Source organism: Marnyiella aurantia (assembly GCF_014041915.1).
Taxonomy (GTDB): Bacteria; Bacteroidota; Bacteroidia; order Flavobacteriales; family Weeksellaceae; genus Marnyiella; species Marnyiella aurantia.
On sequence record NZ_CP059472.1, the window covers coordinates 1,556,442 to 1,582,357 of the forward strand.

23 protein-coding genes are annotated in these 25,916 nt (G+C 43.6%); 7 read left to right on the plus strand and 16 right to left on the minus strand.

What is annotated here, in order from left to right; translation table 11 throughout:
- Positions 1-39: 39 nt before the first annotated feature.
- The 6 genes from mraY to mraZ are packed head-to-tail and all read right to left on the minus strand — an operon-like array spanning position 40 to position 6,563.
- Positions 40-1,281 (minus strand): phospho-N-acetylmuramoyl-pentapeptide-transferase, encoded by a 1,242-nt coding sequence (gene mraY, locus H1R16_RS07150; RefSeq protein WP_181887258.1) that lies wholly within the window; start codon positions 1,279-1,281, stop codon positions 40-42.
- A 35-nt stretch (positions 1,282-1,316) separates the two neighbouring features.
- Complete coding sequence (locus H1R16_RS07155) at positions 1,317-2,777, minus strand: UDP-N-acetylmuramoyl-L-alanyl-D-glutamate--2,6-diaminopimelate ligase (RefSeq protein ID WP_181887257.1); 1,461 nt, start codon at positions 2,775-2,777, stop codon at positions 1,317-1,319.
- 49 nt (positions 2,778-2,826) lie between these two features.
- Positions 2,827-4,815: a penicillin-binding transpeptidase domain-containing protein gene (locus tag H1R16_RS07160; protein WP_181887256.1), complete on the minus strand. Its 1,989-nt coding sequence runs from the start codon at positions 4,813-4,815 to the stop codon at positions 2,827-2,829.
- On the minus strand, positions 4,799-5,164 hold the full coding sequence (locus H1R16_RS07165) for an FtsL-like putative cell division protein (RefSeq protein WP_181887255.1): 366 nt from the start codon (positions 5,162-5,164) through the stop codon (positions 4,799-4,801). Before H1R16_RS07165 ends, H1R16_RS07160 begins: the two co-directional genes overlap by 17 nt.
- Before the next feature lie 20 nt (positions 5,165-5,184).
- Positions 5,185-6,078, minus strand: coding sequence for a 16S rRNA (cytosine(1402)-N(4))-methyltransferase RsmH (rsmH, locus tag H1R16_RS07170; protein ID WP_181887254.1), 894 nt, complete (start codon positions 6,076-6,078; stop codon positions 5,185-5,187).
- Between the two features lie 17 nt (positions 6,079-6,095).
- A complete protein-coding gene (gene mraZ, locus H1R16_RS07175; RefSeq protein ID WP_181887253.1) occupies positions 6,096-6,563 on the minus strand; it encodes a division/cell wall cluster transcriptional repressor MraZ in 468 nt (155 codons plus the stop codon).
- A 258-nt stretch (positions 6,564-6,821) separates the two neighbouring features.
- Between mraZ and H1R16_RS07180 the strand changes: the two genes are divergently transcribed.
- Genes H1R16_RS07180 through H1R16_RS07190 form a run of 3 tightly spaced genes read left to right on the plus strand, consistent with a single transcriptional unit; the run spans position 6,822 to position 8,701 of the window.
- A complete protein-coding gene (locus H1R16_RS07180) occupies positions 6,822-7,583 on the plus strand; it encodes an alpha/beta fold hydrolase (protein ID WP_181887252.1) in 762 nt (253 codons plus the stop codon).
- A gap of 52 nt (positions 7,584-7,635) precedes the next feature.
- Positions 7,636-8,259, plus strand: coding sequence for a ribosome biogenesis GTP-binding protein YihA/YsxC (yihA, locus tag H1R16_RS07185; protein WP_181887251.1), 624 nt, complete (start codon positions 7,636-7,638; stop codon positions 8,257-8,259).
- Positions 8,252-8,701: a GNAT family N-acetyltransferase gene (locus tag H1R16_RS07190; protein WP_181887250.1), complete on the plus strand. Its 450-nt coding sequence runs from the start codon at positions 8,252-8,254 to the stop codon at positions 8,699-8,701. The genes yihA and H1R16_RS07190 overlap by 8 nt, the downstream gene beginning before the upstream one ends.
- Positions 8,702-8,752: 51 nt before the next feature.
- Here H1R16_RS07190 and msrA read toward each other — a convergent pair whose 3' ends face one another.
- The 5 genes from msrA to H1R16_RS07215 all read right to left on the minus strand — a co-directional run bounded on the left by msrA (position 8,753) and on the right by H1R16_RS07215 (position 15,080).
- The gene (gene msrA / locus H1R16_RS07195) at positions 8,753-9,406 is read right to left on the minus strand and encodes a peptide-methionine (S)-S-oxide reductase MsrA (protein ID WP_181887249.1); all 654 of its coding nucleotides are present in this window, start codon (positions 9,404-9,406) and stop codon (positions 8,753-8,755) included.
- 15 nt (positions 9,407-9,421) lie between these two features.
- On the minus strand, positions 9,422-10,393 hold the full coding sequence (locus H1R16_RS07200; protein WP_181887248.1) for an ROK family protein: 972 nt from the start codon (positions 10,391-10,393) through the stop codon (positions 9,422-9,424).
- A gap of 105 nt (positions 10,394-10,498) precedes the next feature.
- Positions 10,499-13,570 carry a preprotein translocase subunit SecA gene (gene secA, locus H1R16_RS07205; RefSeq protein WP_181887247.1) on the minus strand — a complete coding sequence of 1,024 codons (3,072 nt, stop codon included), beginning with the start codon at positions 13,568-13,570 and terminating at the stop codon, positions 10,499-10,501.
- 108 nt (positions 13,571-13,678) lie between these two features.
- Positions 13,679-13,900, minus strand: a complete 222-nt coding sequence (locus H1R16_RS07210) for a DUF2795 domain-containing protein (protein WP_158065162.1) — start codon at positions 13,898-13,900, stop codon at positions 13,679-13,681.
- A 157-nt stretch (positions 13,901-14,057) separates the two neighbouring features.
- Positions 14,058-15,080 carry a GDP-mannose 4,6-dehydratase gene (locus H1R16_RS07215; RefSeq protein ID WP_181887246.1) on the minus strand — a complete coding sequence of 341 codons (1,023 nt, stop codon included), beginning with the start codon at positions 15,078-15,080 and terminating at the stop codon, positions 14,058-14,060.
- 79 nt (positions 15,081-15,159) lie between these two features.
- Here H1R16_RS07215 and H1R16_RS07220 point away from each other — a divergent pair, with 79 nt between their 5' ends.
- Both H1R16_RS07220 and H1R16_RS07225 read left to right on the plus strand, forming a co-directional pair.
- Positions 15,160-15,963, plus strand: a complete 804-nt coding sequence (locus tag H1R16_RS07220) for a DUF2797 domain-containing protein (RefSeq protein ID WP_181887245.1) — start codon at positions 15,160-15,162, stop codon at positions 15,961-15,963.
- A gap of 84 nt (positions 15,964-16,047) precedes the next feature.
- On the plus strand, positions 16,048-18,699 hold the full coding sequence (locus H1R16_RS07225) for an AsmA family protein (RefSeq protein ID WP_181887244.1): 2,652 nt from the start codon (positions 16,048-16,050) through the stop codon (positions 18,697-18,699).
- Positions 18,700-18,701: 2 nt separating this feature from the next.
- On the opposite strand, the gene H1R16_RS07230 is transcribed toward H1R16_RS07225, so the two are convergent.
- Both H1R16_RS07230 and uvrB read right to left on the minus strand, forming a co-directional pair.
- Positions 18,702-19,064: a hypothetical protein gene (locus H1R16_RS07230; protein WP_181887243.1), complete on the minus strand. Its 363-nt coding sequence runs from the start codon at positions 19,062-19,064 to the stop codon at positions 18,702-18,704.
- 71 nt (positions 19,065-19,135) lie between these two features.
- Positions 19,136-21,133, minus strand: coding sequence for an excinuclease ABC subunit UvrB (gene uvrB, locus H1R16_RS07235; protein ID WP_181887242.1), 1,998 nt, complete (start codon positions 21,131-21,133; stop codon positions 19,136-19,138).
- A gap of 116 nt (positions 21,134-21,249) precedes the next feature.
- Here uvrB and H1R16_RS07240 point away from each other — a divergent pair, with 116 nt between their 5' ends.
- Positions 21,250-22,482, plus strand: a complete 1,233-nt coding sequence (locus tag H1R16_RS07240) for a PQQ-dependent sugar dehydrogenase (protein WP_181887241.1) — start codon at positions 21,250-21,252, stop codon at positions 22,480-22,482.
- Between the two features lie 33 nt (positions 22,483-22,515).
- Positions 22,516-23,052, plus strand: coding sequence for a DUF6646 family protein (locus H1R16_RS07245; RefSeq protein WP_181887240.1), 537 nt, complete (start codon positions 22,516-22,518; stop codon positions 23,050-23,052).
- A gap of 75 nt (positions 23,053-23,127) precedes the next feature.
- Here H1R16_RS07245 and H1R16_RS07250 read toward each other — a convergent pair whose 3' ends face one another.
- The 3 genes from H1R16_RS07250 to miaE form a co-directional block, all read right to left on the minus strand.
- The gene (locus H1R16_RS07250; RefSeq protein WP_181887239.1) at positions 23,128-24,507 is read right to left on the minus strand and encodes a tryptophanase; all 1,380 of its coding nucleotides are present in this window, start codon (positions 24,505-24,507) and stop codon (positions 23,128-23,130) included.
- Positions 24,508-24,588: 81 nt separating this feature from the next.
- Positions 24,589-25,206, minus strand: a complete 618-nt coding sequence (locus H1R16_RS07255; protein WP_181887238.1) for a DUF502 domain-containing protein — start codon at positions 25,204-25,206, stop codon at positions 24,589-24,591.
- Positions 25,207-25,222: 16 nt separating this feature from the next.
- Positions 25,223-25,801, minus strand: a complete 579-nt coding sequence (miaE, locus tag H1R16_RS07260; protein WP_181887237.1) for a tRNA-(ms[2]io[6]A)-hydroxylase — start codon at positions 25,799-25,801, stop codon at positions 25,223-25,225.
- Positions 25,802-25,916 lie beyond the last annotated feature (115 nt).

A 25,916-nucleotide genomic window follows, 5' to 3' on the forward strand; every position in this document is an offset into this window, starting at 1 on the left:
TTTAATCCTGTTAAATTTCACCAGCTATTTCAGGTGTAATTACCTTACTTTCAGTGTAATCAGGCATATAATTGCCATCATCACTCCAATAATGATCATTCGGTTTACAATCTTACTTTCATGATACCCGCTCTTCTGATAATGATGGTGAAGCGGTGACATCTTGAAGAAGCGGTTGTTCTGTGCGTACTCCAGCCCAAATTTCCTTTTCCTGTATTTAAATACTGCAACCTGCAGCATAACTGATATATTCTCGACCAGGAATATTCCGCACAGTACCGGAATCAGTAGTTCCTTCCTCAGTATGATTGCAAGTACGGCAATTACACCTCCCAGCATTAAACTGCCGGTATCTCCCATAAATACCTGTGCCGGGTAGGTATTATACCAGAAGAAACCGATGACAGCACCTACCAGTGCTACCGTAAATATGGTAGTCTCACCCATATTTGGGAGGAACATTATGTTAAGGTAGTCCGCAAAAATTATATTCCCCGACACATAGGCCAGAAATGCAAGTGTCAGGAGTATGACGACACTTGTACCCGCGGCCAGACCGTCTATACCGTCCGTGATATTAGCGCCATTGGACACAGCTGTTACTATAAAGATTACAAGTGGGATAAAAATCGCCCAGGCCCATTCCTGCTGACCTTCCTCATCCATCCAGAAAAGGATTTTGCTGTAATCAAATTCATTATTCTTGAAGAAAGGCACCGTAGAAACCGTTGACTTTTCCGTAGGCATAAAGTTTCTTTCCACATTATTACGGTTCACCACAGGTGCATCTGCATATTTTCTTTTCACAGTGATGTCCGAATGAAAATACATGGTAACTCCTACAATGAGACCTAAACCTACCTGACCGATCACCTTGAATTTACCCGAAAGTCCATCTTTATTTTTCTTGATTTTCTTCAGATAATCATCTATGAAACCTATGGCACCCATCCAAACCACGGAGACAATCAGTAATGCGATATACACATTTAATATTTTGGTAAACAGGAGGACAGGAATCAGCGTAGCAATAATAATAATCAGGCCGCCCATTGTAGGTGTACCTTCTTTCTGCTTCTGACCTTCAAGGCCAAGATCACGTACCAGTTCGCCCATCTGACGGTTTCGTAGATAATTGATAATCCTTTTACCGTATACCAATGCGATTACCAAAGAGAACAGAACCGCCAACGCTGCTCTGAAAGAAATGTAACGCAACAGATTAAGACCCGGAATATGAATTCCGTTTGCAGTAAAATATTCGTACAGGTAGTATAGCATTATATCTGGTTAAATTAAGGGATCTGTTAATATTCTTACTTGGACATCTGTTTCCAAAGATGGCCAATGACCTCACGGTCGTCAAAATGGTGTCTTACTCCATTGATTTCCTGGTAGGTTTCGTGGCCTTTTCCGGCAACCAGAACAATGTCCTTCGGCTCGGCAAACTTAATAGCCATTTTGATCGCCTCCTTTCTGTCGGCGATTACTGTATATTTACTAAAATACTGTGGCTCAATACCGGCTTCAATTTCCTTGATAATTAATTCCGGGCTTTCAGTACGTGGATTGTCGGATGTAAGAATGGCCAAAGTGGACTTACGGGCCGCAATCTTGCCCATCAAAGGTCTTTTTTCCCGGTCGCGGTCGCCGCCGCAGCCAAAAACGGTGATCAGCCTTTCATTTTTTGTCCGGATTTCGTTGATGCTGTCCAACAGATTTTCCAAAGCATCAGGTGTATGAGCGTAATCCACAACGAAGAAGATTCCGCCGTCAGACTTTATGATTTCAAACCGGCCGTTTACCCGTTTAAGCTCAGACATTGCTGTCAGTACCTCTTCCTCGGTCCTTCCCAACTCCACTGCGACAGCAAAGGCCAGTAACAGATTATATACATTAAACCGTCCGGTAAGGGTGGTCCAGAATTCTTTGCCGTTAAAATGGAGCATCATACCGTTAAAATCTGCTTCCAGCATCCTGCCATGATAGTCGGCCATGGTCTTTAGCGCATAGGTTTTCGTCTGAGCGGCCGTATTCTGCATCATGACACGTCCGTTTTTATCGTCCAGATTCGTAATTGCTACAGCATCGGAACTTAATCCGTCGAAGAAACTTTTTTTAGTGCGCAGGTATCCATCAAAAGTTTTATGATAGTCCAGATGATCATGCGTAATATTGGTAAAGCCCGCAACACTAAAGGTAAGTCCTTCAGTTCTGTGCTGATGAATTCCATGCGAACTCACTTCCATAAATGCATAGTCGCAGCCTTGCTCCACAGCTTCTGCCATAATTCTGTTGATGGTCAGAGCATCCGGTGTCGTATGTGTTGAAGGCATCACCTTGTCGCCTATCCTGTAATCTACAGTAGAAATCAGGACACACTGGTGGCCCAGTTTAGTGAAGATATCAAACAAAAGGGTACAAACTGACGTTTTACCGTTTGTTCCGGTGACTCCTGTAAGCTTGAGCTTTTGAGAAGGATTTCCATACCAATTGGAAGCAAGTGCACCCAAAGCCGTAGCGGTATCCTTTACGCGGACGTATGTTACCTGCGCATCCAGTTCCGCAGGAAATTCCTGGCAAACAATTACTGCTGCACCATTGCGTATTGAAGGATTAATAAACAGATGACCCTCTGCTGTCACACCTTTCAGCGCGACATAGAGTGATCCCTCCACAGCCAGACGGCTGTCGGATACTACTGAAGAAACTTCACGGTTCAGTTCACCGTTAATTTCCAGCGTAGGGATTCTGCTTAGTAATGACTGTAAATTCATGAATCGGTTTTGCCGCTATCCGCGGCTTTATGTTTATTACTATTTCCAGTTATTGAAGCGTAAGATATACCTTCTGATTTTTCCCGATAACGGATCCAACTTCGGGAAACTGCTCACGGATCTTTCCTACACCCTTATAATCCACTCTATAACCGGCATTCTCCAGTTGTGGAATAACATTTTTTCCGATTAAACCCACGAGAGCCGGCATACGTCCGTCGGTGATGTTCAGTTTTATATTTCGGGCTGTCATTTTAGACAAGTCGACCTTTCGGTCAACCAGCATAGACTGTTCAATATTCTGAGGCGTCTTCAGGAAAGTTTTTCCGGCAATCTCTTTAAATACAGGCGCAGAAACCACCCCGCCATAGAAACCCTTGGAATTATCCGGTTGATCTACCATTACGTAACAGGTATACTTTGGATTATCTGCAGGATAAAAGCCAGCAAATGATGCGCGGTACTTCATTGGTCCCGGCAACCAATATTCGAATCTGGCCGTTCCGGTCTTACCGGCCATTTTTAAATTGGGTGTAAAGATGCTTCTGGCGGTTCCCTTCTCAACAGCTTTGGTAAGTGCGCTGGTCATCATGGATATTGCTTCCTGCGATGCCATTTTCTTCACCATTACTTCCGGTTTCGCTTCGTATACCGTTTTACCGTCTTTCATTATTCGGTCTATAAACAGTGGCTTCAGCATTGTTCCCTTATTGGCCACTCCGTTATAAAATGTAGAAAGCTGCAGAAGATTAAAATTGGTTGAATATCCGTAGGAAATGGAAGCAAGCGTGGCTGCATTCCAGCGTTTGTGTTCCGGAGTGTATATAAACGGCTTCGTAACCCCTGGTAACTCAATATCCATCTTGTCAAACATCTTCCATCGTTTCAGATGGTTAAGGAAGATCTGAGGATTAGCTGCGTAATGCTGTGTGATCAGTTTTGCTGTTCCTACATTGCTGGATTTGGCCAGTACATCACTTATTTCATAGGTACCACCACCATGACCGTCGGAAATACGCTGTCCGGCGTAAGTCCACACCCCATTGCCCACATTTACAGTTGATTTTTCGGTGATGAATCCATCGTCCATTGCTGCAAGCAGTGAAACAGTCTTGAAGGTAGAGCCCGGCTCAATCCCATCTTTCAGGATATAATTATAGGAATCCACGTACATACCCGGTTCTGTACGGGTAAGGTTTACCATAGCGCGAACTTTTCCTGTAGCGACTTCCATGACCAAAACGCTGCCATGATGGGCATCAAACTTGACAAGTTGCTTCTCCAGTGCAGAGTGTGCTATATCCTGGATACGGAGGTCCAGGGTTGTAAACACATCATGACCGTCTACAGGTTCGATGGCTTTCCAAAAATCGATAGGTTTCCACTGACTGGAGTTTACGCGCTGTTCCAGCCGTGTGCCGTCGGTACCGGACAGGTATTTGGAAAATGCAGCTTCCAGACCGGACTTGTACTGACCGTTATCCATTCCAATTGTTCCGGCCCCAATTTCCGTAGTTGCCAGTTCCCGTTTAAATTTACGGTCTACAATGAATCCACCCCGGTTTTTGCCCCGGCTGAAGATCGGAAACTTACGTATACGGTCGTACTCATCGAAATCCAGACCCTTCACCAGTGCATAATACTGGTTTTTCTTTTTGCGCTGCTCATCAAAGCGCTGACGGTAAATATTTCTCGGCTTACCGAACATAACGTTCAGGGAGTCTGTAAGAGCGCCTATATTATTGCTGTATACACTGTCGCGAATAACCTTGAAGTCAATATAAATATCATAGCGCATTACCGTGGTCGCCAGTATGGACCCGTCTGCGGCGTAGAGATTTCCACGTGCCGCTTTCAATTTGGCTTCCCGATAGTTTTTACTGATATAATCCTCTTTAATGGCCTCTACATTAGTATTCTGCAAAATGACTATCCGTACAAGGAAAAGCACAAACACAAGAAATGCTACCAATGCAAAAAGGTAGCCCCATCTTAACGTTTTACGTCTTTTTCTGTCGAAATCACTCTGCTTTTGCATAGCTGCTGTCCAGTTTAATCAATAATTTATGAGGATGACTCTCCAACGGTAGAAGTGAATCCTGGATCATTTCCTTTCCCAATTGGGATTCCATCTTCACCTTAATAAGTCGGCTCTGAGCATAAGCATTCCTCGATTTAAATTCTTCTGTCTGTTCTTTCAATTCATTAACAACCTCAATCTTCTGGTTTACCTTGTGATTACTGTAGATCATCACCATCATCAGCACAAAGAGCAGCAGGAAATAGCGGTAATGCGTTTTGATCTCATCCCGGTTCAGGAAATTCCCCTTTATGATATCTATAAAGGTTAATTTTTTCTGAGGTTTGTATGTTGTTTTTTTTGCCAATTGTCAATACCTGAGCTGCCTCAGAGTTTAATTCCTGTTCTCATTTTTGCACTTCTCGCACGCGAGTTGGTCTCTATTTCAGCCCCGTCGGGCACAGTTGCTTTGCTTTTCAGCAGTTCGAAAGTTTTATTATAATTTCCGTAGATGTCTCTTGCTGGCTCACCTTCAAACATTCCGTTCTTCAGAAATCTTTTCACCAGCCTGTCTTCCAGGGAATGGTAGGAAATAACCACCAAACGTCCACCCGGTTTAAGAACCGAGTAAGCCTGCTGAAGCATATCCTTCAAAACTTCCAGTTCCTGGTTTACCTCAATACGCACCGCCTGAAATAACTGCGCATAAAATTTATTCTGCTTAAACTGCGGTATATAACTGAAGATTTTTTTCAGGTCTTCCGTGGTCTCAATTCTTTTTATTTTACGGTGATGAACAATCTCCCGGGCTAACCTGCGTGCTTCACGAAGCTCACCATAATGATAGAAAATATCAGCAAGATGCTCTTCTTCATAATCATTGATGACCGCTTTGGCATCCAGTTGCTGCAGGACATTCATCCGCATATCCAGCGGCGCGTCGCTTCGGGTGGAGAAGCCTCTTTCAGCAGCATCAAACTGATGGGACGAAACTCCCAGATCCGCCAGCACACCATCTACCTGGGAAATACCGTAAAGGAGCAGCGAGTTTTCCAGAAAGCGGAAATTCTGATTGACCAGCGTGAACCGCTCGTCTTCAATATTATTCTTTAATGCATCGAGATCCTGATCAAATCCAAAGAGTCTTCCCTGAGGCGAAAGACGCTGCAGTATTTCGCTGGAATGCCCGCCGCCGCCGAAAGTGCAGTCCACATAAATACCGTCCGGACGGGTGACCAAATCATCTACGCTCTGCTTAAGAAGGACGGGATTATGATACATTGATATAAATTCTGGTGTTAAATTTCTTCGTCGAAACTGATGTCGCCCATTACTTCTTCCGCAAGGTTTGCAAAATCGGCTTCGGTGGTCATGATCACTTTCTCATAGGCAGCCTTGTCCCATATTTCGAACAGTTCGCCGGCGCTTGTAATTACCACTTCCTTGCTAAGTCCGGCATAAAGCGTAAGATCTTTGGAAATCTGCAGCCTTCCGACTGTATCAGGCTCCACCGTTTTTAGTCCCGCAGTAAAGCTCCGGATGAAATCAGCATTTTTTTTCTGAAACCGGTTCAGGCGGTTAATCTTCATCATAAGCTTTTCCCAGGCGTCCATTGGATATACTTCAAGACACGGCTGGAATACGGAACGCTTTACTACAAAGGCATCACCACCAAAGTTCTCCATCTGCTTAGCCAGCGATGAAGGCAGCTTCAGGCGCCCTTTGTCGTCTATTTTGCATTCGTATGTGCCTATGAAATTATTCATTTGGGACAAATTTATATATTTATTTCCAAAACCTCCCACTTTCTACCACTTTTTGCCTTATTGTTTATAACTTTTGGAATGATAAGTTACGGAACGGAAGTCGCTGGAATAAAAGCAGTTGTAAAAAGGCTTGTAACTGAGCAAAAAAGAACCGCCGGAATAGGCGATTTCAGAATAAAAGATTATTTTTATAAAATGTTACGAATTATTCTGCACCATGGCTGTAATTCGTAATTTTGCAGTTACTGAACAAAATCTATGATTTTTAAAACGAAAAAGAAGAAAAAATTTACCTTCATACAGGAGGGCGAAGGCAAACCGATTGTACTCCTTCAGGGGTTGATGGGTGGCTTGAGCAATTTTACACTGCTTATTGATTTTTTCTCGAAAAGAGGTTATAAGGTGTACTTCCCGGACCTTCCTATATATGATCTGCCTATTCTCAATACCAACTTATCAAGTCTGGCAAAATTTGTAGCTAAATTCATAGAGGAGGAGGTAGGAGAACCAGCCATCGTGGTGGGAAATTCGATGGGCGGACATGTGGGTCTTATTCTCACACTGTCCCGCCCAGATCTTGTGCGATATTTAGTGCTGACCGGGAGCTCAGGTTTGTATGAGCGCTCCTTTGGCGACAGCTTTCCGCGGAAAAATGACCGGGATTACATCCGGAAAAAGGCCGAAGAAGTTTTTTACGACCCCTCTGTAGCCACTGAATCACTTGTTGATGAAGTTTTTTCTGTGGTCAATGACCGCAGCAAGGGCATCAAGACGGTGATGCTTGCCCGAAGTGCCATAAAACACAATATGGAACCGGAACTTCACAGAATTACGACGCCTACCTGCATTATATGGGGTAAGCAGGATAATGTAACGCCCCCGGAGGTTGCCATTGAAATGGACAGACTGATCCCTGATTCCGATTTGTTCTGGATTGATAAATGTGGACATGCTGCCATGATGGAGAAACCCGAGACCTTCAATGAAATCCTTTATGACTGGCTGAAAAGCCGCGAATAAGGAATAATATAGGTGGAAGTGATTAACTTCCATTTTTTTTTAAATTCAATATATGATTATCAAAACGGTTGAGTTCCTTAAAAGCTCACAAAGATGGCAGGACTGCCCCGAGCCCAACCTACCTGAGTACGCCTTTATTGGCCGCTCCAATGTGGGGAAATCTTCGCTTATTAATGCACTGATGAACCATAAGGACCTGGCAAAGACCTCACAGACTCCCGGCAAGACCCAGCTCATTAACCATTTTATTGTAAATGAAGAATGGTATCTCACTGATTTACCCGGCTACGGATACGCACGTGTTTCTAAAGTAATGCGTAAGGATTTCGAGAAACTGAACACCAACTATATCCTGAACCGGAAAAACCTTGTTAATCTGTATGTGCTGGTAGATGTGCGCCATACTCCACAGCAAATAGACCTGGAATTTATGGAGTGGTGTGGGGAAAGCGGCGTTCCGTTTTCAATTGTATTTACAAAAGCCGACAAGCTGAGACCTAATGCCGCACTGAAAAACGTTGAGGATTATAAGACCAAACTGCTTGAAACCTGGGAAGAACTACCACCTGTTTATATTACTTCGGCAGAGAAGAAGGAAGGCTGTGCCGAAATCCTGAAAAACATTTCCAAGACCAACGATCTTCTTAAAAAAAACAAAATCAGGTTTGATGGATGATGTTGTCTGGACTGTAAAAAGCTTTGGCGAACTTACCGCATCAGAACTCTATTCTGTTATAAAAGCACGGGTAGACGTATTTGTAGTAGAACAGCAGTGCCCCTACCCCGACCTGGACAGTTACGACCAGCAGGCACTGCATCTTTGGGCAATCAAGAATGGTGATGTTGCAGCTTACTGCCGGATATTTGCACCGGGGATAAAATACTCTGAAGCTTCCATCGGCAGGGTTCTTACCAACCAAAACTACCGGCAAATGAAGTTCGGAAAAGTCCTGATGAAATTTGCCATTAACATTATTGAAGCACGTTTCCGTACTTCCGCGATAAGGATTTCAGCACAGGACTACCTGCTTCGGTTTTATGGTGAAGTGGGGTTTGAAGACACCGGCAGGAAATACCTGGAAGATAATATTCCGCACACGGAAATGGTAAGGAATTAGACTAACGGGTTAAAACAAAAAAATGGCGAAGTTTGATCTTCGCCATTATCTTTATTGTGCATCGGCTTCCAGCCAACCTTTTTCACCAAAATATTTTTTAAACTTCTGTATCTTAGGACCGACCACTGCTGAGCAGTAAGGCTGATTCGGATTCTGATTGTAATATCCCTGATGGTAGCTTTCTGCAGTCCAAAATTTCTCCAAAGGAGCCAGTTCCGTAACATAAGTCCCGCTCCACTTTCCTGAGCTTTCAGAAAGTTTGATGGCTGCCTGGGCTTTTGCCTTCTCGGCTTCATCTTTATAGAAAATTACAGACCGGTACTGTGTCCCGACATCATTACCCTGACGGTTTAGCGTTGTAGGGTCGTGAAGGAAGAAAAATACTTCCATAAGCTGTTCGTACGAAATTACCAGAGGATCATAAGTGATCTGTACGACTTCGGCATGTCCCGTCTCTCCTGTAGAAACTTCTTCGTAAGTAGGATTATCCTTATGCCCGCCTGCGAAACCGGAGATTGCAGATTCTACACCATTCAGCATATTGAAACAGCTTTCGACACACCAAAAACATCCGCCACCAAATACAAGTTGTTCCATTTTTTTATTACTATTCATTTTCTTGGTTTTATTATTAACGGTTTTTCCTTCCTGCCCGTTGCAGGAAATTATTATTAAACTGATTACAAAAAACAGTATTTTTTTCATGATTTTTAATAAGCATTATTTGTTGGCCCAAACCAATGCACTGGCGCCCAATATGGCCGCGTCAGCTTCGCTAAGTTCACTGAGAACCAACTTTACCTTATTCCGGAAAACAGGCAGCAGATTCTGCTCCATATGAAGTTTTGCTGGCTTTAGGATAAAATCACCGGCCTTAATGACACCGCCAAACAACAGAATAGCCTCGGGTGATGAAAACATGACAAAATTTGCAAGTGCTTCGCCCAGTTTCTGCCCTGTGTAGCGAAATACTTCTATCGCTGTCGCGTCGCCCTGCAAAGCGCACTCGTAAACTGTTTTGGCGTTAATATCATCTTCTGAATATTCATTAAGCATAGATGCCGGGTATTCCGCACGCATCTTTTTGGCAGTTATTGCAATTCCGGTAGCGGAAGCATAAGCTTCCAGACTGCCTTCAGAACCGGTACTCCAGTGACGGCGACCCCCGGGCTTCACGATGGTGTGTCCCAACTCACCGGCAAATCCATCGTGACCATACACAAGTTTACCGCCACAGATTACACCACCACCTACGCCTGTTCCCAGCGTTATCATTACAAAGTCCCGCATTCCGCGGGCGGCTCCGTACATCATTTCGCCAAGGGCAGCAGCATTGGCATCGTTTGTCATTGTGCAGGCTTTTCCGAATTTATGGCTCATAAGGTCAGCAAAAGGAACAATACCTTTCCAGTTCAGGTTTGGTGCCTGCTCTATTGTCCCTTTGTAGTAATTAGCATTAGGTGCGCCTACCCCGACACCTTCTACCATTGTCATTCCGCCATTCTGTATTATTAACGGCTCCAGGTGTTTGTAAATTTCCTCAATAAAACCCTCCACATCCTCATGGACATCAGTTTTCATGGTTCCCTTTGCCAAAATCTCTCCGCGGTGGTTTACCAGTCCGAATTTTGTATTGGTTCCTCCGATATCCACTCCTATGGCAATACGCCCGGACAAGTCTGTTAATGCCATACGGTATAAATTGGATTCTAAAATTAGTAAAAATTAAAGCAAACATCGGGCAAAATAAAAAGCGGCGGAAAAATTTCCGCCGCAACTTATTGCAAATCTGTAATCTTACTGAGGAATTTCACCTTTATAAAGGAAAGAAATTGTTTCCTTATTCACCCTGTCCACCATTTCGCTGAAGAGGTAAAAGGATTCCTGCTTGTAAATTACAAGCGGATCTTTCTGCTCATACACCGCGCCCTGTGAGGAGCGGCGTAAATCGTCCATTTCACGAAGATGCAGTTTCCAGTTCTCATCTATAAGAGAAAGGGTGATATTTTTCTCAAAATCATCAACCAAACTCTGGCACTTGGTATCATAAGCCTTCTGAAGATCTGTTACGATAGTCATCGTTTTAATCCCGTCTGAGAACGGCACCTGGATCATCTTGAACATACTGCCCTGGTTAACGAAAACATTCTCAATGATCGGGAACGATTTTTCCTTCATCAGTTCAAGCCTCTTGGTATAATCTTCCTGCGCAGCACGGTATACGGCTTCTGTAAGGTCGGCAACGGATTTGTTTTTGAAATCGCTTTCAGTAACAGGAGACTCCATTGTAAAGTTCTTGATCATCTCGAACTCAAAGATCTTATAATCGCCGTCAGCCTTGGTTTTGGAAACTATAGAATGCGACACATCATAAATCATGTTGGAGATATCATACTTCAGGTGATCTCCGAACAGTGCATTCTTTCTTCTTTTGTAAATGACATCACGCTGCTTGTTCATTACGTCGTCATATTCCAGAAGTCTTTTACGGATACCGAAGTTGTTCTCCTCTACTTTTTTCTGAGCTCTTTCGATAGATTTGGAAATCATAGAGTGCTGAATTACTTCACCGTCTTTATGACCCATTCTGTCCATCATCTTGGCAATCCTTTCAGAACCGAAAAGACGCATCAGGTTATCCTCCAGTGATACGTAGAACTGCGAACTTCCCGGATCTCCCTGACGGCCCGCACGACCGCGCAACTGTCTGTCTACCCTTCTGGAATCGTGTCTCTCTGTACCAATAATCGCCAAACCACCTGCTTCCTTCACTCCTTCGCGAAGCTTAATATCAGTACCCCTACCTGCCATGTTAGTTGCAATGGTAACCTGCCCGGGGCGGCCTGCCTCCGAAACAATCTCGGCTTCTTTCTTGTGAAGTTTGGCATTAAGTACCTGGTGCTGTATTTTTCTAAGCTGAAGTGCTTTTGAAAGCAACTGAGAAATCTCAACTGAAGTTGTACCAACAAGCACCGGACGTCCGGCGGCAGTCAGCCTTTCAATCTCCTCAATTACAGCATTGTATTTTTCGCGGTTGGTCTTGAAAACCAAATCCTGTCTGTCATCTCTGATAATTGGCCTGTTGGTAGGAATTACCACTACGTCCAGTTTATAAATCTGCCAAAGTTCACCTGCTTCCGTCTCCGCTGTACCGGTCATACCCGCAAGCTTGTTATACATACGGAAGTAGTTCTGAAGCGTAATTGTCGCAAAGGTTTGCGTGGCCGCTTCAATCTTTACATTCTCCTTAGCTTCGATTGCCTGGTGAAGACCATCGGAGTACCTCCGGCCATCCATGATACGGCCAGTCTGCTCGTCAACAATCTTAACTTCACCGTCAATAACTACATATTCATCGTCTTTTTCAAAAAGAGTGTAAGCCTTAAGCAGCTGATTCATTGTGTGAACCCGCTCAGATTTTACGGCAAAGTCGCGGAAGAGATCCTCTCTTGCTGCAAACTCATCATCTTTAGAAAGATTTTTCGCTTCAAGTTCAGCAATTTCTGTGGCGATGTCCTGAAGTACGAAGAAATCTTTATCGTCGTTACCCTGGGACATGTATTCCACACCTTTGTCGGTAAGGTCTATCTGGTTATTCTTTTCGTCAATAACGAAGTACAGGTCCTTATCCACGATTGGCATATCGCGGTTGTTATCCTGCATATACTGTCCTTCCACTTTTTGCAGAAGAGCTCTGTTTCCACTTTCGGAAAGGAACTTAATCAGCTGACGGTTCTTTGGAAGTCCACGGTACGCCTGCAAAAGCTTAAATCCACCTTCTTTTGTATTTCCGGCCGCGATCAGTTTCTTGGCTTCATTAAAGATTTGCGAAACAGTTTGTTTCTGTACGGCTACGATTCTGTCTACCGAAGGTTTCAGCACGTCAAATTCCTGACGGTCGCCCTGAGGAACCGGTCCCGAAATGATAAGAGGAGTTCTGGCATCATCAACAAGAACAGAATCCACCTCATCCACAATCGCAAAGTTAAGTTCACCCTGAACAAGTTCGTCTGGTGACGTTACCATATTATCTCTAAGGTAGTCAAAGCCAAACTCATTGTTTGTTCCATAAGTAATATTAGAGTTATAGGCTTTCTTCCGTCCTTCGGAGTTAGGCTGATGATTGTCTATACAGTCAATGGAAAGTTGGTGGAACTGATACAATGGGCCCATCCACGCGGAGTCACGCTTAGCCAAATAGTCATTTACTGTAACTACGTGTACCCCACGACCCGGAAGTGCATTCAGATAGATCGGAAGGGTACCCACGAGGGTCTTACCTTCACCTGTAGCCATTTCGGCAATCTTTCCGCTGTGCAGCACCACACCGCCGATAAACTGAGTGTCATAATGAACCATATCCCAAACGACCTCGGTACCATGGGCATTCCAGCTTTTTTTCCAAACAGCCTCTTCGCCCTGGATTTCAACAAAATCCCTTGTTGCTGCAAGCTGTCTGTCCCAATCCGTAGCTGTTACACGTATTTCACCGTTCTGTGCCCACCTGCGCGCAGTCTCTTTAATCAAAGCGAAAGCTTCCGGAAGTATTTCTTCAAGCACCTTTTCTTCGGCAGCATAGGCTTCTTTATTCAGCGTATCTACTTTAGTAAAAAGGGCTTCTTTTTCATCAATATTAGAACTGTTTTTTATCTGTTCCCGGGTGGTTTCTATCTGAGAGGTGATGTTAGCGGCAGCAGCCTTAATCTTTTCTCTGAACTCCGCGGTCTTACTACGCAAGCCATCGTCGCTGAGCTGCTGAATATCACCTTCCGCTGCTTTTATTTTTCCTACTACTTTTTTTACTTCCTTGAGATCGGAAACATTCTTGTCTCCCAGAAAGCCTTTAAGAACTTTGTTTAAAAAACTCATATTGATTGATTTCTGCCTTCACCACCGGATCAGGCCACTAATAATAAATTAACATTACGCAAATCTAAAAATAAAACGGATGCACCGAAATGCATCCGATTAACGGATTTAGTATTCGTCTTCGTTCCACAGGAAGTCGTCATCTGTAGGATAATCGCTCCAGACTTCTTCTATGGATTCATAAATTTCACCTTCGTCTTCAATGGCCTGAAGATTTTCCACCACTTCCATTGGCGCGCCGGTCCGGATGGCATAATCAATTAATTCTGCCTTTGTCATTGGCCAGGGGGCATCGCTCAAAAAAGAAGCTAATTCTAGTGTCCAGTACATATCCTTAAATGTATTTTAAATTTTTGCAAAAGTAAAAAAATAGATGTGAAAAATAATCTTTTCCTATCTGATTTCCAATTAATTTGATTTTTCTTTAATGGCTGCTATGAATAATTTTGCGGGAACCGTCAAAGAAGACTTCAACACACAGCCGCACTCATTTTCTCAAAAACCATTCCACAAACTTTTTTATGCCATCGCGGAATTTTGTGGCAGGCTTATACCCCAGCATGCCACTTGCCTTGCTAATATCTGCGTGCGTTTGCGTAACATCTCCAGGTTGGTGCGGCAGCTCTATTTTACGGGATTTCTTCTGTAAAGTGTCCTCAATAGTTTTCAACATTTCATTTAGGGTAATCACCTCATTTTCACCTAAATTAACAATTTCGTATACACCGGTATTCAACTCCAGATAATCTGCAGTTTTTAAAATTCCTGACACAATGTCGTCTATATAAGTGTAGTCGCGTGCAGTGGTGCCGTCTCCATAAAAAGGCACTTCCTGATCATCTGATATAAGGCCTGTAAATTTATGGATGGCAAGATCCGGCCGCTGGCGCGGCCCATATACTGTAAAGAAGCGGAGTTGGATCATATCGATCTGATACAGGTGATGATACACATGACCGATAATTTCACCACATCTTTTGGTGGCTGCATATGGTGAAACAGGCCTGTCCACGGGGTCTTCTTCTGAAAAAGGAACCTTTTCATTATTACCGTAAACACTGGAAGAGGAGGCGCAGATAAATTTACTCACCCCAAATTCGCGGCAAAGTTCCCAAATGTTCATAGTTCCCCTGATATTCACGTCCTCATAATCAAGCGGACGCTCAATGGACGGCCTAACTCCTGCCAGGGCTGCAAGGTGGATTACGAAATCCGGACGGTGCGCGCGAAAGATTTCTGCCAAGCCATCTTTATCCCTAATATCCTGGTAATAAAGTCGGTAGACATCTGAATACGTAGCTTTAACCGTTTTAAGAATATCCTTTTGCTTATCTTCAAACGAAAATGGCAAATCAATGCCTGCGCTCGTAAGAGTATTATTGATTTTAATTCTGTAATCATAAAAATTATCAAAATTGTCAATGTTTATGACAGAATGTCCAACACTTAAAAGCCGCTCCACAAGGTGTGATCCAATAAAACCACTTCCGCCGGTAACAAGATATATCATCTGATTTGTTTACTTGTACAAAGCTATTAAATTTAGAGCGTGAAATCTTTATTCCGTATTTTTACTCAAAATATAAAAAATGCAGTTCTCCGGACAGATCCTGAAGATGTGTACCCAAAACGGTAAACCAATTCAGTATTACCTTAATTTAGGCAATGACCTTATTATGATGAATCAACTCATCGGCAAAACATTAACTATCCAACATATAGGATACCAGTGTCTATGCTGTGACAGTGATGAAAAAATATACCGCATGGGTTTCTGCAAAAAATGTTTCTTCGAAAGTCCATATGCCAGTGACACTATTATCCGTCCGGAACTTTCCACCGCTCATCTCGGAATTGGCGAAAGAGACCTTGAGGTTGAAAAGTCTATACAGCTTCACCCTCATATAGTATATCTTGCTTATACAGGCGATGTAAAGGTGGGTGTAACGCGTGAAAGTCAAATTCCGACACGCTGGATTGATCAGGGAGCCACCTTTGCCCTTCCAATTGCCAGAACCGATAACCGGTACGAGGCCGGAATGATAGAAGTAGCACTGAAGGAGCATCTGGCCGATAAAACCAATTGGCGGAAAATGCTTGAAGATGATTTTGAAGATGATCTGGACCTCAAAGATTTCCGGGATAAGATCCGCGAGTATTTTCCTGAAGATTTCCAGAATTTCTATTCAATGGAGCACGAAATGGAAAGGCTGGATTATCCTTATGAGGCTCCTGAGAAAATTGTGTCATTCACACTGGAGAAAAATCCGGAAATTTCCGGCACTCTGACCGGTATAAAAGGTCAATATCTTTGTTTTGACGGTGGCCGCTTCCTGAACGTGCGTGCGCACGAAGGTTATGTGATTGAACTGGAGGCTGACACTACAGAGTAGGACGTAATATTGTAAGAATAATTTTGCATCGTATAAAAGGCGGCGAATTACGTGGGTTAATTTTGTCACAAACCATCAATCACTTTGAAAAACAATAAGATACGCAAAACCCTTATAGTAATCGGAATACTGACAGTAATATTCCTGCTGGCAAATATTGGCATTAACCTGTGGTTAAAATATAAACTTCCGGACTATGTGAAAAACAATTCGGATTACAAAATTGCTTACAAATCACTGAACGTATCTGTACTGACCGGAAATATATCTGCCACTGAAATATCTGTAAACAGTAAGAATCCCCAAAACCAGAATGTGATCGGTTTAACGGGCACATTGGCAAGACTGGAAGTAAGCAGACTGGGTATTTATGATGCTCTCTTTAACAAAAGAATCAATACGTCGGATTTGCAGATGATTAACCCAGACCTGAATGTTGTGCTGGCAAAACCTATTGATGACCGTACCGGAAGGAAGCGCAGCCCTTTCGTATTCAGCAATATAGAGATCGAAAACGGTAATATCAGAATTTTCAGGCATACAAAACAGAAGTTTATAGAAGTGCAGGATCTTAAACTGAAGGTAGAGAATCTGCAGATGACCGAGGAGTCTGTAGAGTCGCGCCTGCCGGTCGTATTCGATAAATATGACATCAGCGGTAAGAATTTCTACTTTCGGCCGGATGATATTTATGGACTGACCGCCGACATAATCACAACGGAAAACGGCCTGATGAACATTAAGAATTTTAAGGTAACGCTCCTCTTAAGTCCTGCGCAGGCATTCCGTTCCAACCCCGCAAGAAACGCACTCTACGATTTCAAAGCCAGAGAAATGGACTTTAAAGATGTGCTTTTGGTTAAAAACAGGATTTCTCTCTCTAATTTTTCAGTTTCAAACCCCGACCTTAAGGTTTATACGTCCCCCACTGCCAGGAAAAACAAAAAAAAATTTAACTATGAGGTAAACCTGGAAGATATTGTTCTGGATAATGCGCATGTCGAAATCCTTAAGTCAAACGGCAGCAGGATATTTAACGCCAGGAACATGAACATCAACATTCATAAATTTCTGATGGACGAAGAGACATCCCAGGGAAACATCCCGTTCTCCTATGAGAAACTTGCACTGGCCGGAAAAGATGTTAATTACGCCACCGGTTCGCATATGATAGCAGCAGCAGATGTTTCCATTCGTCCAGAAAAGGCCGATATAAGAAATTTTTCGGTAAAGTCTTCAGGCAGCGGAAGTACGCAGGCAAACCTCAGCATCAGTCATGTGGCAGTGGCACTGGATTACTGGGAATATAAAGACAGCAAACTGAAACTGAACGCACAAAGTGTATTAATTAATAATTTACGCGGCACACTGAATACCACGCCTTCCAAAGACGTAAAGAAAGCTGCTTATGACTGGATTTCTTTCCCGCTTACTCTAAAGAAAATGCAGGTTATCAGCCCCCACTTTACACTAACGTCACAGGGGAGAACTACTGCATACACCAATCTGAACCTGAAGGCTCAGAATATCGTAATGGATGCAGAAACCGCAAAAGCACCCGTCCCCTTTAAGGCGCGAAACTACAGCTTAACTGTGAGCAGTTTTTCACGAAGACTCAATGAATTCTATAGCCTAAGCACCGGCCTGATGAAACTTCAGCCAAAAAATATGGTCATAAATAATTTAGTTATTAATCCTACTGTGTCGCGCTCCCAGTTTATCAGGATGATTCCGGCTGAAAAGGATCTTTACGATATTAAAGTCCAACAGATGACTGCTTCCGGAGACTGGGATTTAATTTCAGCAGACAAACATCTATATGCAGATGCGGTAACTCTAACAGGGATGAATGCGAATATCTTCCGGAGCAAAGTTCCTAAGGATGATCTTACCAGAAAACCGATGTACACGGAACTCCTGCGCAAAATAAAATTTCCTCTGGAGATAAAGACACTCGATGTAAAAAACTCGGTACTGGTCTATGAAGAAGATACCAAACAGAGCGAGGGACCCGGCAAACTGACTTTTGGCAATTTCAATCTGAATGCCCGAAACCTGAATTCAGCTAAGCCCAAAGGAAAAAGCACAAAAATCCCGATTACCGTAAGATGTAGTTTTATGAACGCGTCGCCCATGAATGTGCGCTGGACTATGGATACTGCCTCTCAAAATGATGAATTCAGCATCGCCGGAAACATATCAGATCTGCCGGCCGCCAGAATTAATGCTTTTATTGAACCCTACCTGAAAGCGAGGGCAACCGGAACCATTCAGGATCTTGTTTTCAATTTTCAGGGAAATGCTTCCGGACTTAACGGCACCTTAAATATGAAACATCAGGATTTGCAGGTTTCGCTACTGAAAGAGACCGGCGAAAAGAAAAAACTGCTTTCTGCAGTAGTGAATGTCTTTGTAAAGTCCAACTCCGGTGTGTTTCCTGCCTCCGTGGTGGTAGATGATGTAAAGCGGAACCCAACCAAATCCTTTTTCAACCTTTTTTGGCAGGGTATTCAGGAAGGACTCAAGAAAACCCTTATAGGTGCGAATGTAGAAAATACTGAAAAAACCCTTCGAAATACGGTAAAGGACACCAAAGCGACAGTGGAAGAAACAAAAACCTCGGTAAAAACCAAGGTTGAGAATGTAAAGGAGAAAATTAAAAAAGATGAGGAAGCGCCAGCTAAAAAGGAAGGGCTTCTGAACCGGATTTTTAAAAAGAAAGAGGAGCCGAAGTAAATCTAAGCATCACCGCTGTCTGCTTCGAAGTCATATTCATCCTGCTCTTCAATAGGAATATCACGGATAAAACTGTCGAATGTGTCCCCCGGATAATTACTGTCGGCACCGTAAGAATCAATGAGCATTCCACGGTTACCATCCAGATCCTGGGCTACATAAAGAACTTCATTATCGTCCGGGTTACTGAAACCTTCAAAACGGTAAGTTTTAAGAATTTTAAGTTCATTAGGCTGATAAACTTTCTCTGAACTGCTTAACTTCATTTCACCGGATTCATTCATTCTGAATTCCTGCGTTACTCCTTTGTGCATCAGTTTGTGCATCACTTGGCTCATTGTGAGCATAGGTCTTGGGGTTTCCATAATTATTTTGTATTTGATATTCAAAAATACGAAACTGCCGCAGCGATATGTTATAGAATTTAACTGATATTTTAAACTCCGGCCTTCAGTGTAGCTATCTCATCGCGCAGTTTAGCTGCCTTTATGAAGTCCAGATTTCGTGCAGCAGCTTCCATAGCTTTCTGCTTGTCTCCGATGAGTTTTTCAATATAATCAGAACCGTACGCCAGGCGCTCTTCTGCAACCTGCTTCATTATCGTTTTCTGTGTATACTTTTCATCCGGGAAATCCTTGGCACGTCCTACCAGCGCTTCCGATATCTTCTTGTTGATCTGAACCGGAGTAATGTTGTTCGCGATATTATACGACATCTGCTTTTCACGGCGGTAATTTGTCTCGTCGATCGCTGCCTGCATACTTTTAGTAATCTTGTCCGCATACATGATTGCCTTACCGTTAATATTACGGGCTGCCCGTCCAATTGTCTGGATCATGGACCTCCGCGACCGCAGCATTCCTTCCTTATCTGCGTCCAGAATGGTCACCAGGGAAACTTCCGGCAAATCGAGCCCCTCACGAAGAAGGTTTACTCCTATCAGAACATCAAAAAGACCTGTACGCAAATCCTGCATAATCTGTATACGCTCCAGCGTTTCGACATCGGAATGAATATAGCGGCAACGTATGCCGAACTTTGTAAAATAGCGTGTAAGTTCCTCGGCCATTTTCTTGGTTAATGTAGTAACCAAAACACGTTCATCAATCTCTGCCCGCATCTGGATTTCTTCAATCAAATCATCAATCTGATTCATTGTAGGCCTGATGTCAATTACAGGATCTAAAAGGCCGGTTGGCCGTATGATCTGTTCTATATACTGCCCACCGGTTTTCTCAAGTTCATAGTCTGCAGGAGTGGCAGAAACATAAATAACCTGGTTCTGCATGCCCTCAAATTCTTCAAACTTCAGCGGACGGTTATCCATGGCCGCCGGCAAACGGAATCCATAATCTACAAGGGCCTCCTTCCGGCTTCTGTCGCCGCCATACATCGCATGCACCTGAGGAATTGTAACGTGACTTTCGTCAATAACCATGAGGAAATCTTTAGGAAAATAGTCCAGCAAACAGAAAGGTCGTGAACCGGGCAGACGTCCGTCCAGATATCTTGAATAATTCTCTATTCCGGAGCAGTAGCCCAATTCCTTTATCATCTCCAGGTCCAGTTCAGTCCTTTCCTGCAATCGTTTTGCTTCCAAAGGCTTTTCAATACTTTCGAAAAAATCCACCTGTTTTACAAGGTCGTCCTGTATGGCTCGTACAGCGCCTACCATTGTTTCCTTACTGGTTACAAACATATTGGCAGGGTAGATATTAATTTCCTCAAAAACCGAAATTGTATTTCCGGATACAGGGTCGAAGGATACAATTTTCTCTATCTGATCACCAAAAAACTCTATTCTTACTGCGTTGTCGGCATAGGCGGGATACACATCCACAACATCACCTTTTACGCGGAAAGTCCCGCGCTGAAACTCATTTAGTGTACGCGAATACAGTGCACTAACCAGCGAGTGCAAAAGTCCGGTCCGGGTCATTTTTTCGCCCATTTTAAGAGACACCAGAGACTTGTGGAATTCCGACGGATTCCCGATACCATAAATGCAGGAAACCGATGCCACAATCAGTACGTCCCTTCTGCCCGACAGCAAACTGGCTGTTGCAGACAGCCGGAGTTTCTCCACTTCTTCATTGATGGAAAGGTCTTTTTCAATATATGTATTAGATGAAGCAATGAATGCTTCAGGTTGATAATAGTCATAATAGGAAACAAAATATTCCACCGCATTATCGGGGAAAAACTCCTTGAACTCCATGAACAGCTGTGCTGCTAAAGTCTTATTATGCGCCAGGACGATGGTAGGGCGCTGCACGTTATTCACCAGGTTTGCCACTGTAAACGTCTTACCGGAGCCGGTGACCCCGAGTAAAGTCTGATATTTTTCGCCGGCAATAACCCCCTGTGTCAGCTGTGCGATAGCAGTAGGCTGATCCCCAGAGGGTTGAAAGTCGGAGTGAAGTTTAAATTTCATAGTTCAAAGGTACAAAATCATGAGGCTAATCATTGACAGAATAGATTTTGATACATCATCCTCAAATCATATAAACAAAAAATGGGCAGTAAGTGTACTTTTGTAAAAACATCATTATGCGGACACCATTTATACAACTTACTATAGCAGTTTCCTGCTTAGCATTTTCCTGCCAAAACGGTACCAAAAGCCAGTCCACTACGGGAGGCGAAACTACGTTAGCACAGAACAGTAAAAATCCGGAACGCGGTTCACGTAATACGGACATTGCACCCGCCTTCAGCGGTCAAACCAGAATCGGCGGCGTTAGTACGGACTCACCGTACAGTGTAAATGTAATTACCGAAAAGCTGGGTAAACCATGGGGTATCATTAATTTTCCAGGCGGAAGATTTCTTGTAACAGATAAATCCGGATTTATGAGCATCGTTTCGGCTGACGGTAAAAATGTCACCAAAGTTTCAGGTTTCCCTAAAGTAGACAGCGATGGACAGGGCGGCCTGCTGGATGTGGTCCTTGACCCAGAATTCAGCAGCAACAGAATGATGTACTGGACTTACTCGGAACCGGTAAGTGGTGGTAATCATACTGCTGTTGCAAAAGGAAAACTTTCCGCTGATGAAAAAACAATTGAAAATGTATCGGTAATTTTCCGCGCTACACCCACTTATGATGGCGACAAGCACTTCGGAAGCCGCCTGGTTTTCGCAAAAGACGGCAGCCTCTTCATCAGTACAGGTGAGCGTTCCGATATGGAAACAAGGCCGCTGGCACAGGACCAGCAGAGCTATTACGGCAAAATCATAAAAATTAACAAAGACGGCAAAGCAGATGCAGCCAACCCTAAAATCAATGGATGGAAACCTGAAATATATACCACCGGCCACAGAAATCCGCAAGGTATTGCACTTCATCCACAAACAGGAGAGCTCTGGGTAGCTGAGATGGGTCCTAAAGGTGGTGATGAGGTGAACAGAATTACAGCGGGAAAAAATTACGGCTGGCCCACCATCACCTATGGCGAAGAATACAGCGGCATGACCATCGGTGCCGGAATTGGTCAGAAAGAAGGTCTGGAGCAGCCGGTTTATTTCTGGGATCCTTCAGTTTCACCAAGTGGTATCGACTTTTATACAGGTACTATTCCGGAATGGAAAAACAATATGATGGTGGGCTGCCTTAGCGGCAAGAAAATCATCCGTCTTGTGATAGAAAATAATAAAGTGACCGGCGAGGAATGGTTGCTTGGAGACCAGAATGAGCGTTTCCGGGATGTACTGAACGGCGCTGACGGCAATCTGTACGCTGTAACCGATAGTGGAAAACTCTATAAAGTGGCCAAAAAATAATAAAAAGGTATCTTTGCCGTAGAAAAATAAATTATGAAAAAGTTAATATTAACAGTGGCAGTAGCAGCTTTCGGGTTTGCAGGTGCACAAAGTGATAATGATGCATTCCGCGGTCCCGGTGACCTTCGTGTGAATGTGGGAGCTAATTTCCAGGCCGGTGGTACTGGTATCGCAGCGATGCTTGACTACGGTTTAGGCGAAAGTTTCTCGGTTGGTGCACAGGCGGGATATCTGTTGGGCGTAGAAGAAAATCTGCTGGACGGAGATGTAAAAGCGGAGCACCGATTTGATGCTAAAGCCAGAGTAAGTGCGCACCTTGGAGACGTGATCGGCCTGCCGCAAAATTTCGATATTTATCCAGGTCTTAATTTAGGGCTGAAAAATTTCGGTGGACATGCAGGTGTAAGATATTTCTTCGATAAAGGATTTGGCGTATTTGCTGAAACGCAGTTTCCAATTGCCAAATACAACACTGAAGGTACAGGTTACAGAAGGCTGAACAACCAGTTTGCATTCCTGATAGGAGCTTCTTTCGATCTTGGGAGAAGAGGTGGATCAGTTGCTGAGTAATTGAATCATTTAAAAAGACAAAACCGGAAAATTAAATTTTCCGGTTTTTTTATGTCAAGTCCTGATACAGAAACTTTATTTTGCTTCTTCCAGCTTCACTGTAAAGTGTCTCAGGATAGCAGGTTCCCAGGTAATATTATATCCTTTTTTGATGTCTTCCCGTCGGTCAAAAACGTTCTTTAACCCAGCAGCAATATAATCCATGTGATTGTTGGTGTAGGTTCTGCGCGGAATTGCCAAACGCAGAAGTTCAAGTTTCGGGTACCTGTTTTCCCTTGTTTCAGGATCCCGGTCGGCCAGAAGCGTTCCAATCTCTACACCGCGTATTCCGGCTTCCTTATAAAGTTCCAGGCCAAGAGTCTGGGCCGGGTATTCAGCCCGTGGCACATTAGGCAAGAACTTAAGTGCATCTACAAAAACTGCATGTCCGCCAATGGGTTTCTGAACCGGTATGCCGTATTCAATCAGCTTGTTTCCAAGATATTCCACCTGTGAAATGCGGCTGTGCAGATAGTCAAATTCCGTAGCTTCATCCAGACCCACTGCCAGAGCGTTCATATCGCGTCCCGCAAGCCCGCCATAGGTAATGAAGCCTTCATAGATAATTGTAAAGTTTGAGGCTTTCTGAAAAACTTCCTCGTTACGGAGCGCAATGAAACCACCGATGTTCACCAAACCGTCTTTTTTGGAACTCATTGTCATTCCTTCGCCATAAGAAAAGATTTCCTTACAGATTTCCTTAATGGTCCTGTCGGCCTGTCCAGCTTCACGGGTTTTAATGAAATACGCGTTTTCAGCATAACGGGCACTGTCAAAATAAATAGGAATACCGTAATGGTCGGAAAGTGATTTTACCGCTTTAATATTCTCCAGGGATACCGGCTGGCCGCCTGAAGTATTACAGGTAATTGTGATCAGACAGAAAGGAATCTGCTCCTTTGGGTACTCTTTATATATAGCTTCCAGTTTTTCAAGATCGATATTCCCCTTAAAGGGATGATCATTTTCAATGTCGAAAGCCTCGTCAATGGTACAGTCTACCGCATGTGCTTTACGGAATTCGATATGTCCTTTGGTAGTGTCGAAGTGTGAGTTACCGGGAATAACATCGCCATCCTTTACAAGAACTGAGAAAAGTACATTCTCCGCTGCTCGTCCCTGGTGAGTTGGTAACAGATAGGGGAAGCCTGTGATTTTATTCACGGTATCATAAAGTGCCTGAAAGGAACGGGATCCCGCATAACTTTCGTCACCCGTCATCATCGCGCCCCACTGGGAGTCACTCATGGCACCGGTACCCGAATCGGTAAGCAGGTCGATGTATACCTGTGAAGATTTCAGGTTAAAAAGGTTATAATCTGCATCCTTCAACCATGCTACCCTTTCTTCACGGCTAGACTGGCGGATTTCTTCAATCATTTTTATTCTGTACGGTTCTGCGTAAGGTAATTTCATTATGATATTTAAGTTGAGTTATTATTAAAAGGAAATGAAGATGCTGAATGTGCATCATAAGTAGAATCTTTGGCGGAAGAGTTACTCAGGAGCTTTGAAAACGGCCTTATCACTGTGAAAACCGGCTACACCTCCGCTCACGGCAAATTTCATGGCTGCGGCGGCACTCATGCCTGTAACTTCCTTCACGTTTTTTTCTTCGGTGATGATCACCCAGCCGGAAATGGCGTAAGAGTGCGGCAAATAAACCGCTACGTAATTTTCCTTATCCACGGCAGTCATATCTTCCTGAGTCAGGAAGCCAATACGCCAAACAACTGGGTTCTCAGATGTCCTGACCCACACGGGGCGCGTAAATTTCTTTTTGTCGCCTACGAACGAAGACATTACATCCTTGGTGGGGGTATAAATATGTTTTATGCCGGGCGTATTTTCCAGAAGTAAGTCCATACGGTCCAGCAACAGGCGTCCCAGCAGAAATTTATTTCCCAGAAAGCCTAAAAGCGTAACTGTGCCGATGATTGAAAGGAAAACTACTCCCGGCCATTTCTCGGAAATTGCCGGATAAAGGTTGTCTACACTGGAAACTATATACCAGATAAAGAAGACCGTAAGTCCAAATGGCCCCACTATCATAAGACCCTGAAAAAAGGATTTCAGGAGCATATTAAATACCTGTTGGACCTGCTCTTTTGTCATGCTGAAAACTGTAAGGTTAACCGTGAATGGTTTCTTTCTTTCCGTATCCCTGGATCACCTTTGCTTCATACTCCAGCCACTCTTCCCAACGCTTATTTACTTTTTCTTCGTTTCCCAGCTGTCTGGCGAATCCAATGAAGGTAGTATAGTGCCCCGCTTCAGAAATCATCAGTTCACGGTAAAATATCTTCAACTCTTCGTCCTTGATATTTTCTGTTAATACTTTAAAACGTTCACAGCTTCTGGCTTCAATCATTGCTGCAAAAAGCATTTTGTCAATAATCAGGTCCTCGCGGCTTCCCTGAATCATAAATTTGGCAAGATCATTTACATAATCGTCCTTACGCGGGCGGCCCAGTTCATAACCACGAGCTTTAATGATTTCATGCACCTGACCGAAGTGATCCAGTTCTTCCTGAGCGATCTTCAGTAGCTCGGTAACAATTTCAGGATATTCGGGAAGTAAAGTAATCAGGGTTATGGAATTGGTCGCGGCTTTCTGCTCGCACCAGGCGTGATCGGTAAGTATCTCACTAAGATTTCCCTCTGCAATATTAGCCCAACGCGGATCGGTAGGGAGTTTCAGCTTAAACATGAACTTGATAATTTTTTGTAAAGTTACTATTATTCTGAATATCTGAGGGGCAATTGCTTCTTTCAGAATTTCAGTGATTCCTTACATCATTAGTATTTTAGGCAGGTGAGCACGT

Excerpts from the sequence above, each read along its gene's own strand:
- mraY (WP_181887258.1), bottom strand. The coding sequence starts at position 1,281 with ATGCTATACTACCTGTACGAATATTTTACTGCAAACGGAATTCATATT.
- H1R16_RS07155 (WP_181887257.1), bottom strand. The coding sequence starts at position 2,777 with ATGAATTTACAGTCATTACTAAGCAGAATCCCTACGCTGGAAATTAAC.
- H1R16_RS07160 (WP_181887256.1), bottom strand. The coding sequence starts at position 4,815 with ATGCAAAAGCAGAGTGATTTCGACAGAAAAAGACGTAAAACGTTAAGA.
- rsmH (WP_181887254.1), bottom strand. The coding sequence starts at position 6,078 with ATGTATCATAATCCCGTCCTTCTTAAGCAGAGCGTAGATGATTTGGTC.
- mraZ (WP_181887253.1), bottom strand. The coding sequence starts at position 6,563 with ATGAATAATTTCATAGGCACATACGAATGCAAAATAGACGACAAAGGG.
- H1R16_RS07180 (WP_181887252.1), top strand. The coding sequence starts at position 6,822 with ATGATTTTTAAAACGAAAAAGAAGAAAAAATTTACCTTCATACAGGAG.
- yihA (WP_181887251.1), top strand. The coding sequence starts at position 7,636 with ATGATTATCAAAACGGTTGAGTTCCTTAAAAGCTCACAAAGATGGCAG.
- H1R16_RS07190 (WP_181887250.1), top strand. The coding sequence starts at position 8,252 with ATGGATGATGTTGTCTGGACTGTAAAAAGCTTTGGCGAACTTACCGCA.
- msrA (WP_181887249.1), bottom strand. The coding sequence starts at position 9,406 with ATGAAAAAAATACTGTTTTTTGTAATCAGTTTAATAATAATTTCCTGC.
- H1R16_RS07200 (WP_181887248.1), bottom strand. The coding sequence starts at position 10,393 with ATGGCATTAACAGACTTGTCCGGGCGTATTGCCATAGGAGTGGATATC.
- secA (WP_181887247.1), bottom strand. The coding sequence starts at position 13,570 with ATGAGTTTTTTAAACAAAGTTCTTAAAGGCTTTCTGGGAGACAAGAAT.
- H1R16_RS07210 (WP_158065162.1), bottom strand. The coding sequence starts at position 13,900 with ATGTACTGGACACTAGAATTAGCTTCTTTTTTGAGCGATGCCCCCTGG.
- H1R16_RS07215 (WP_181887246.1), bottom strand. The coding sequence starts at position 15,080 with ATGATATATCTTGTTACCGGCGGAAGTGGTTTTATTGGATCACACCTT.
- H1R16_RS07220 (WP_181887245.1), top strand. The coding sequence starts at position 15,160 with ATGCAGTTCTCCGGACAGATCCTGAAGATGTGTACCCAAAACGGTAAA.
- H1R16_RS07230 (WP_181887243.1), bottom strand. The coding sequence starts at position 19,064 with ATGGAAACCCCAAGACCTATGCTCACAATGAGCCAAGTGATGCACAAA.
- uvrB (WP_181887242.1), bottom strand. The coding sequence starts at position 21,133 with ATGAAATTTAAACTTCACTCCGACTTTCAACCCTCTGGGGATCAGCCT.
- H1R16_RS07240 (WP_181887241.1), top strand. The coding sequence starts at position 21,250 with ATGCGGACACCATTTATACAACTTACTATAGCAGTTTCCTGCTTAGCA.
- H1R16_RS07245 (WP_181887240.1), top strand. The coding sequence starts at position 22,516 with ATGAAAAAGTTAATATTAACAGTGGCAGTAGCAGCTTTCGGGTTTGCA.
- H1R16_RS07250 (WP_181887239.1), bottom strand. The coding sequence starts at position 24,507 with ATGAAATTACCTTACGCAGAACCGTACAGAATAAAAATGATTGAAGAA.
- H1R16_RS07255 (WP_181887238.1), bottom strand. The coding sequence starts at position 25,206 with ATGACAAAAGAGCAGGTCCAACAGGTATTTAATATGCTCCTGAAATCC.
- miaE (WP_181887237.1), bottom strand. The coding sequence starts at position 25,801 with ATGTTTAAGCTGAAACTCCCTACCGATCCGCGTTGGGCTAATATTGCA.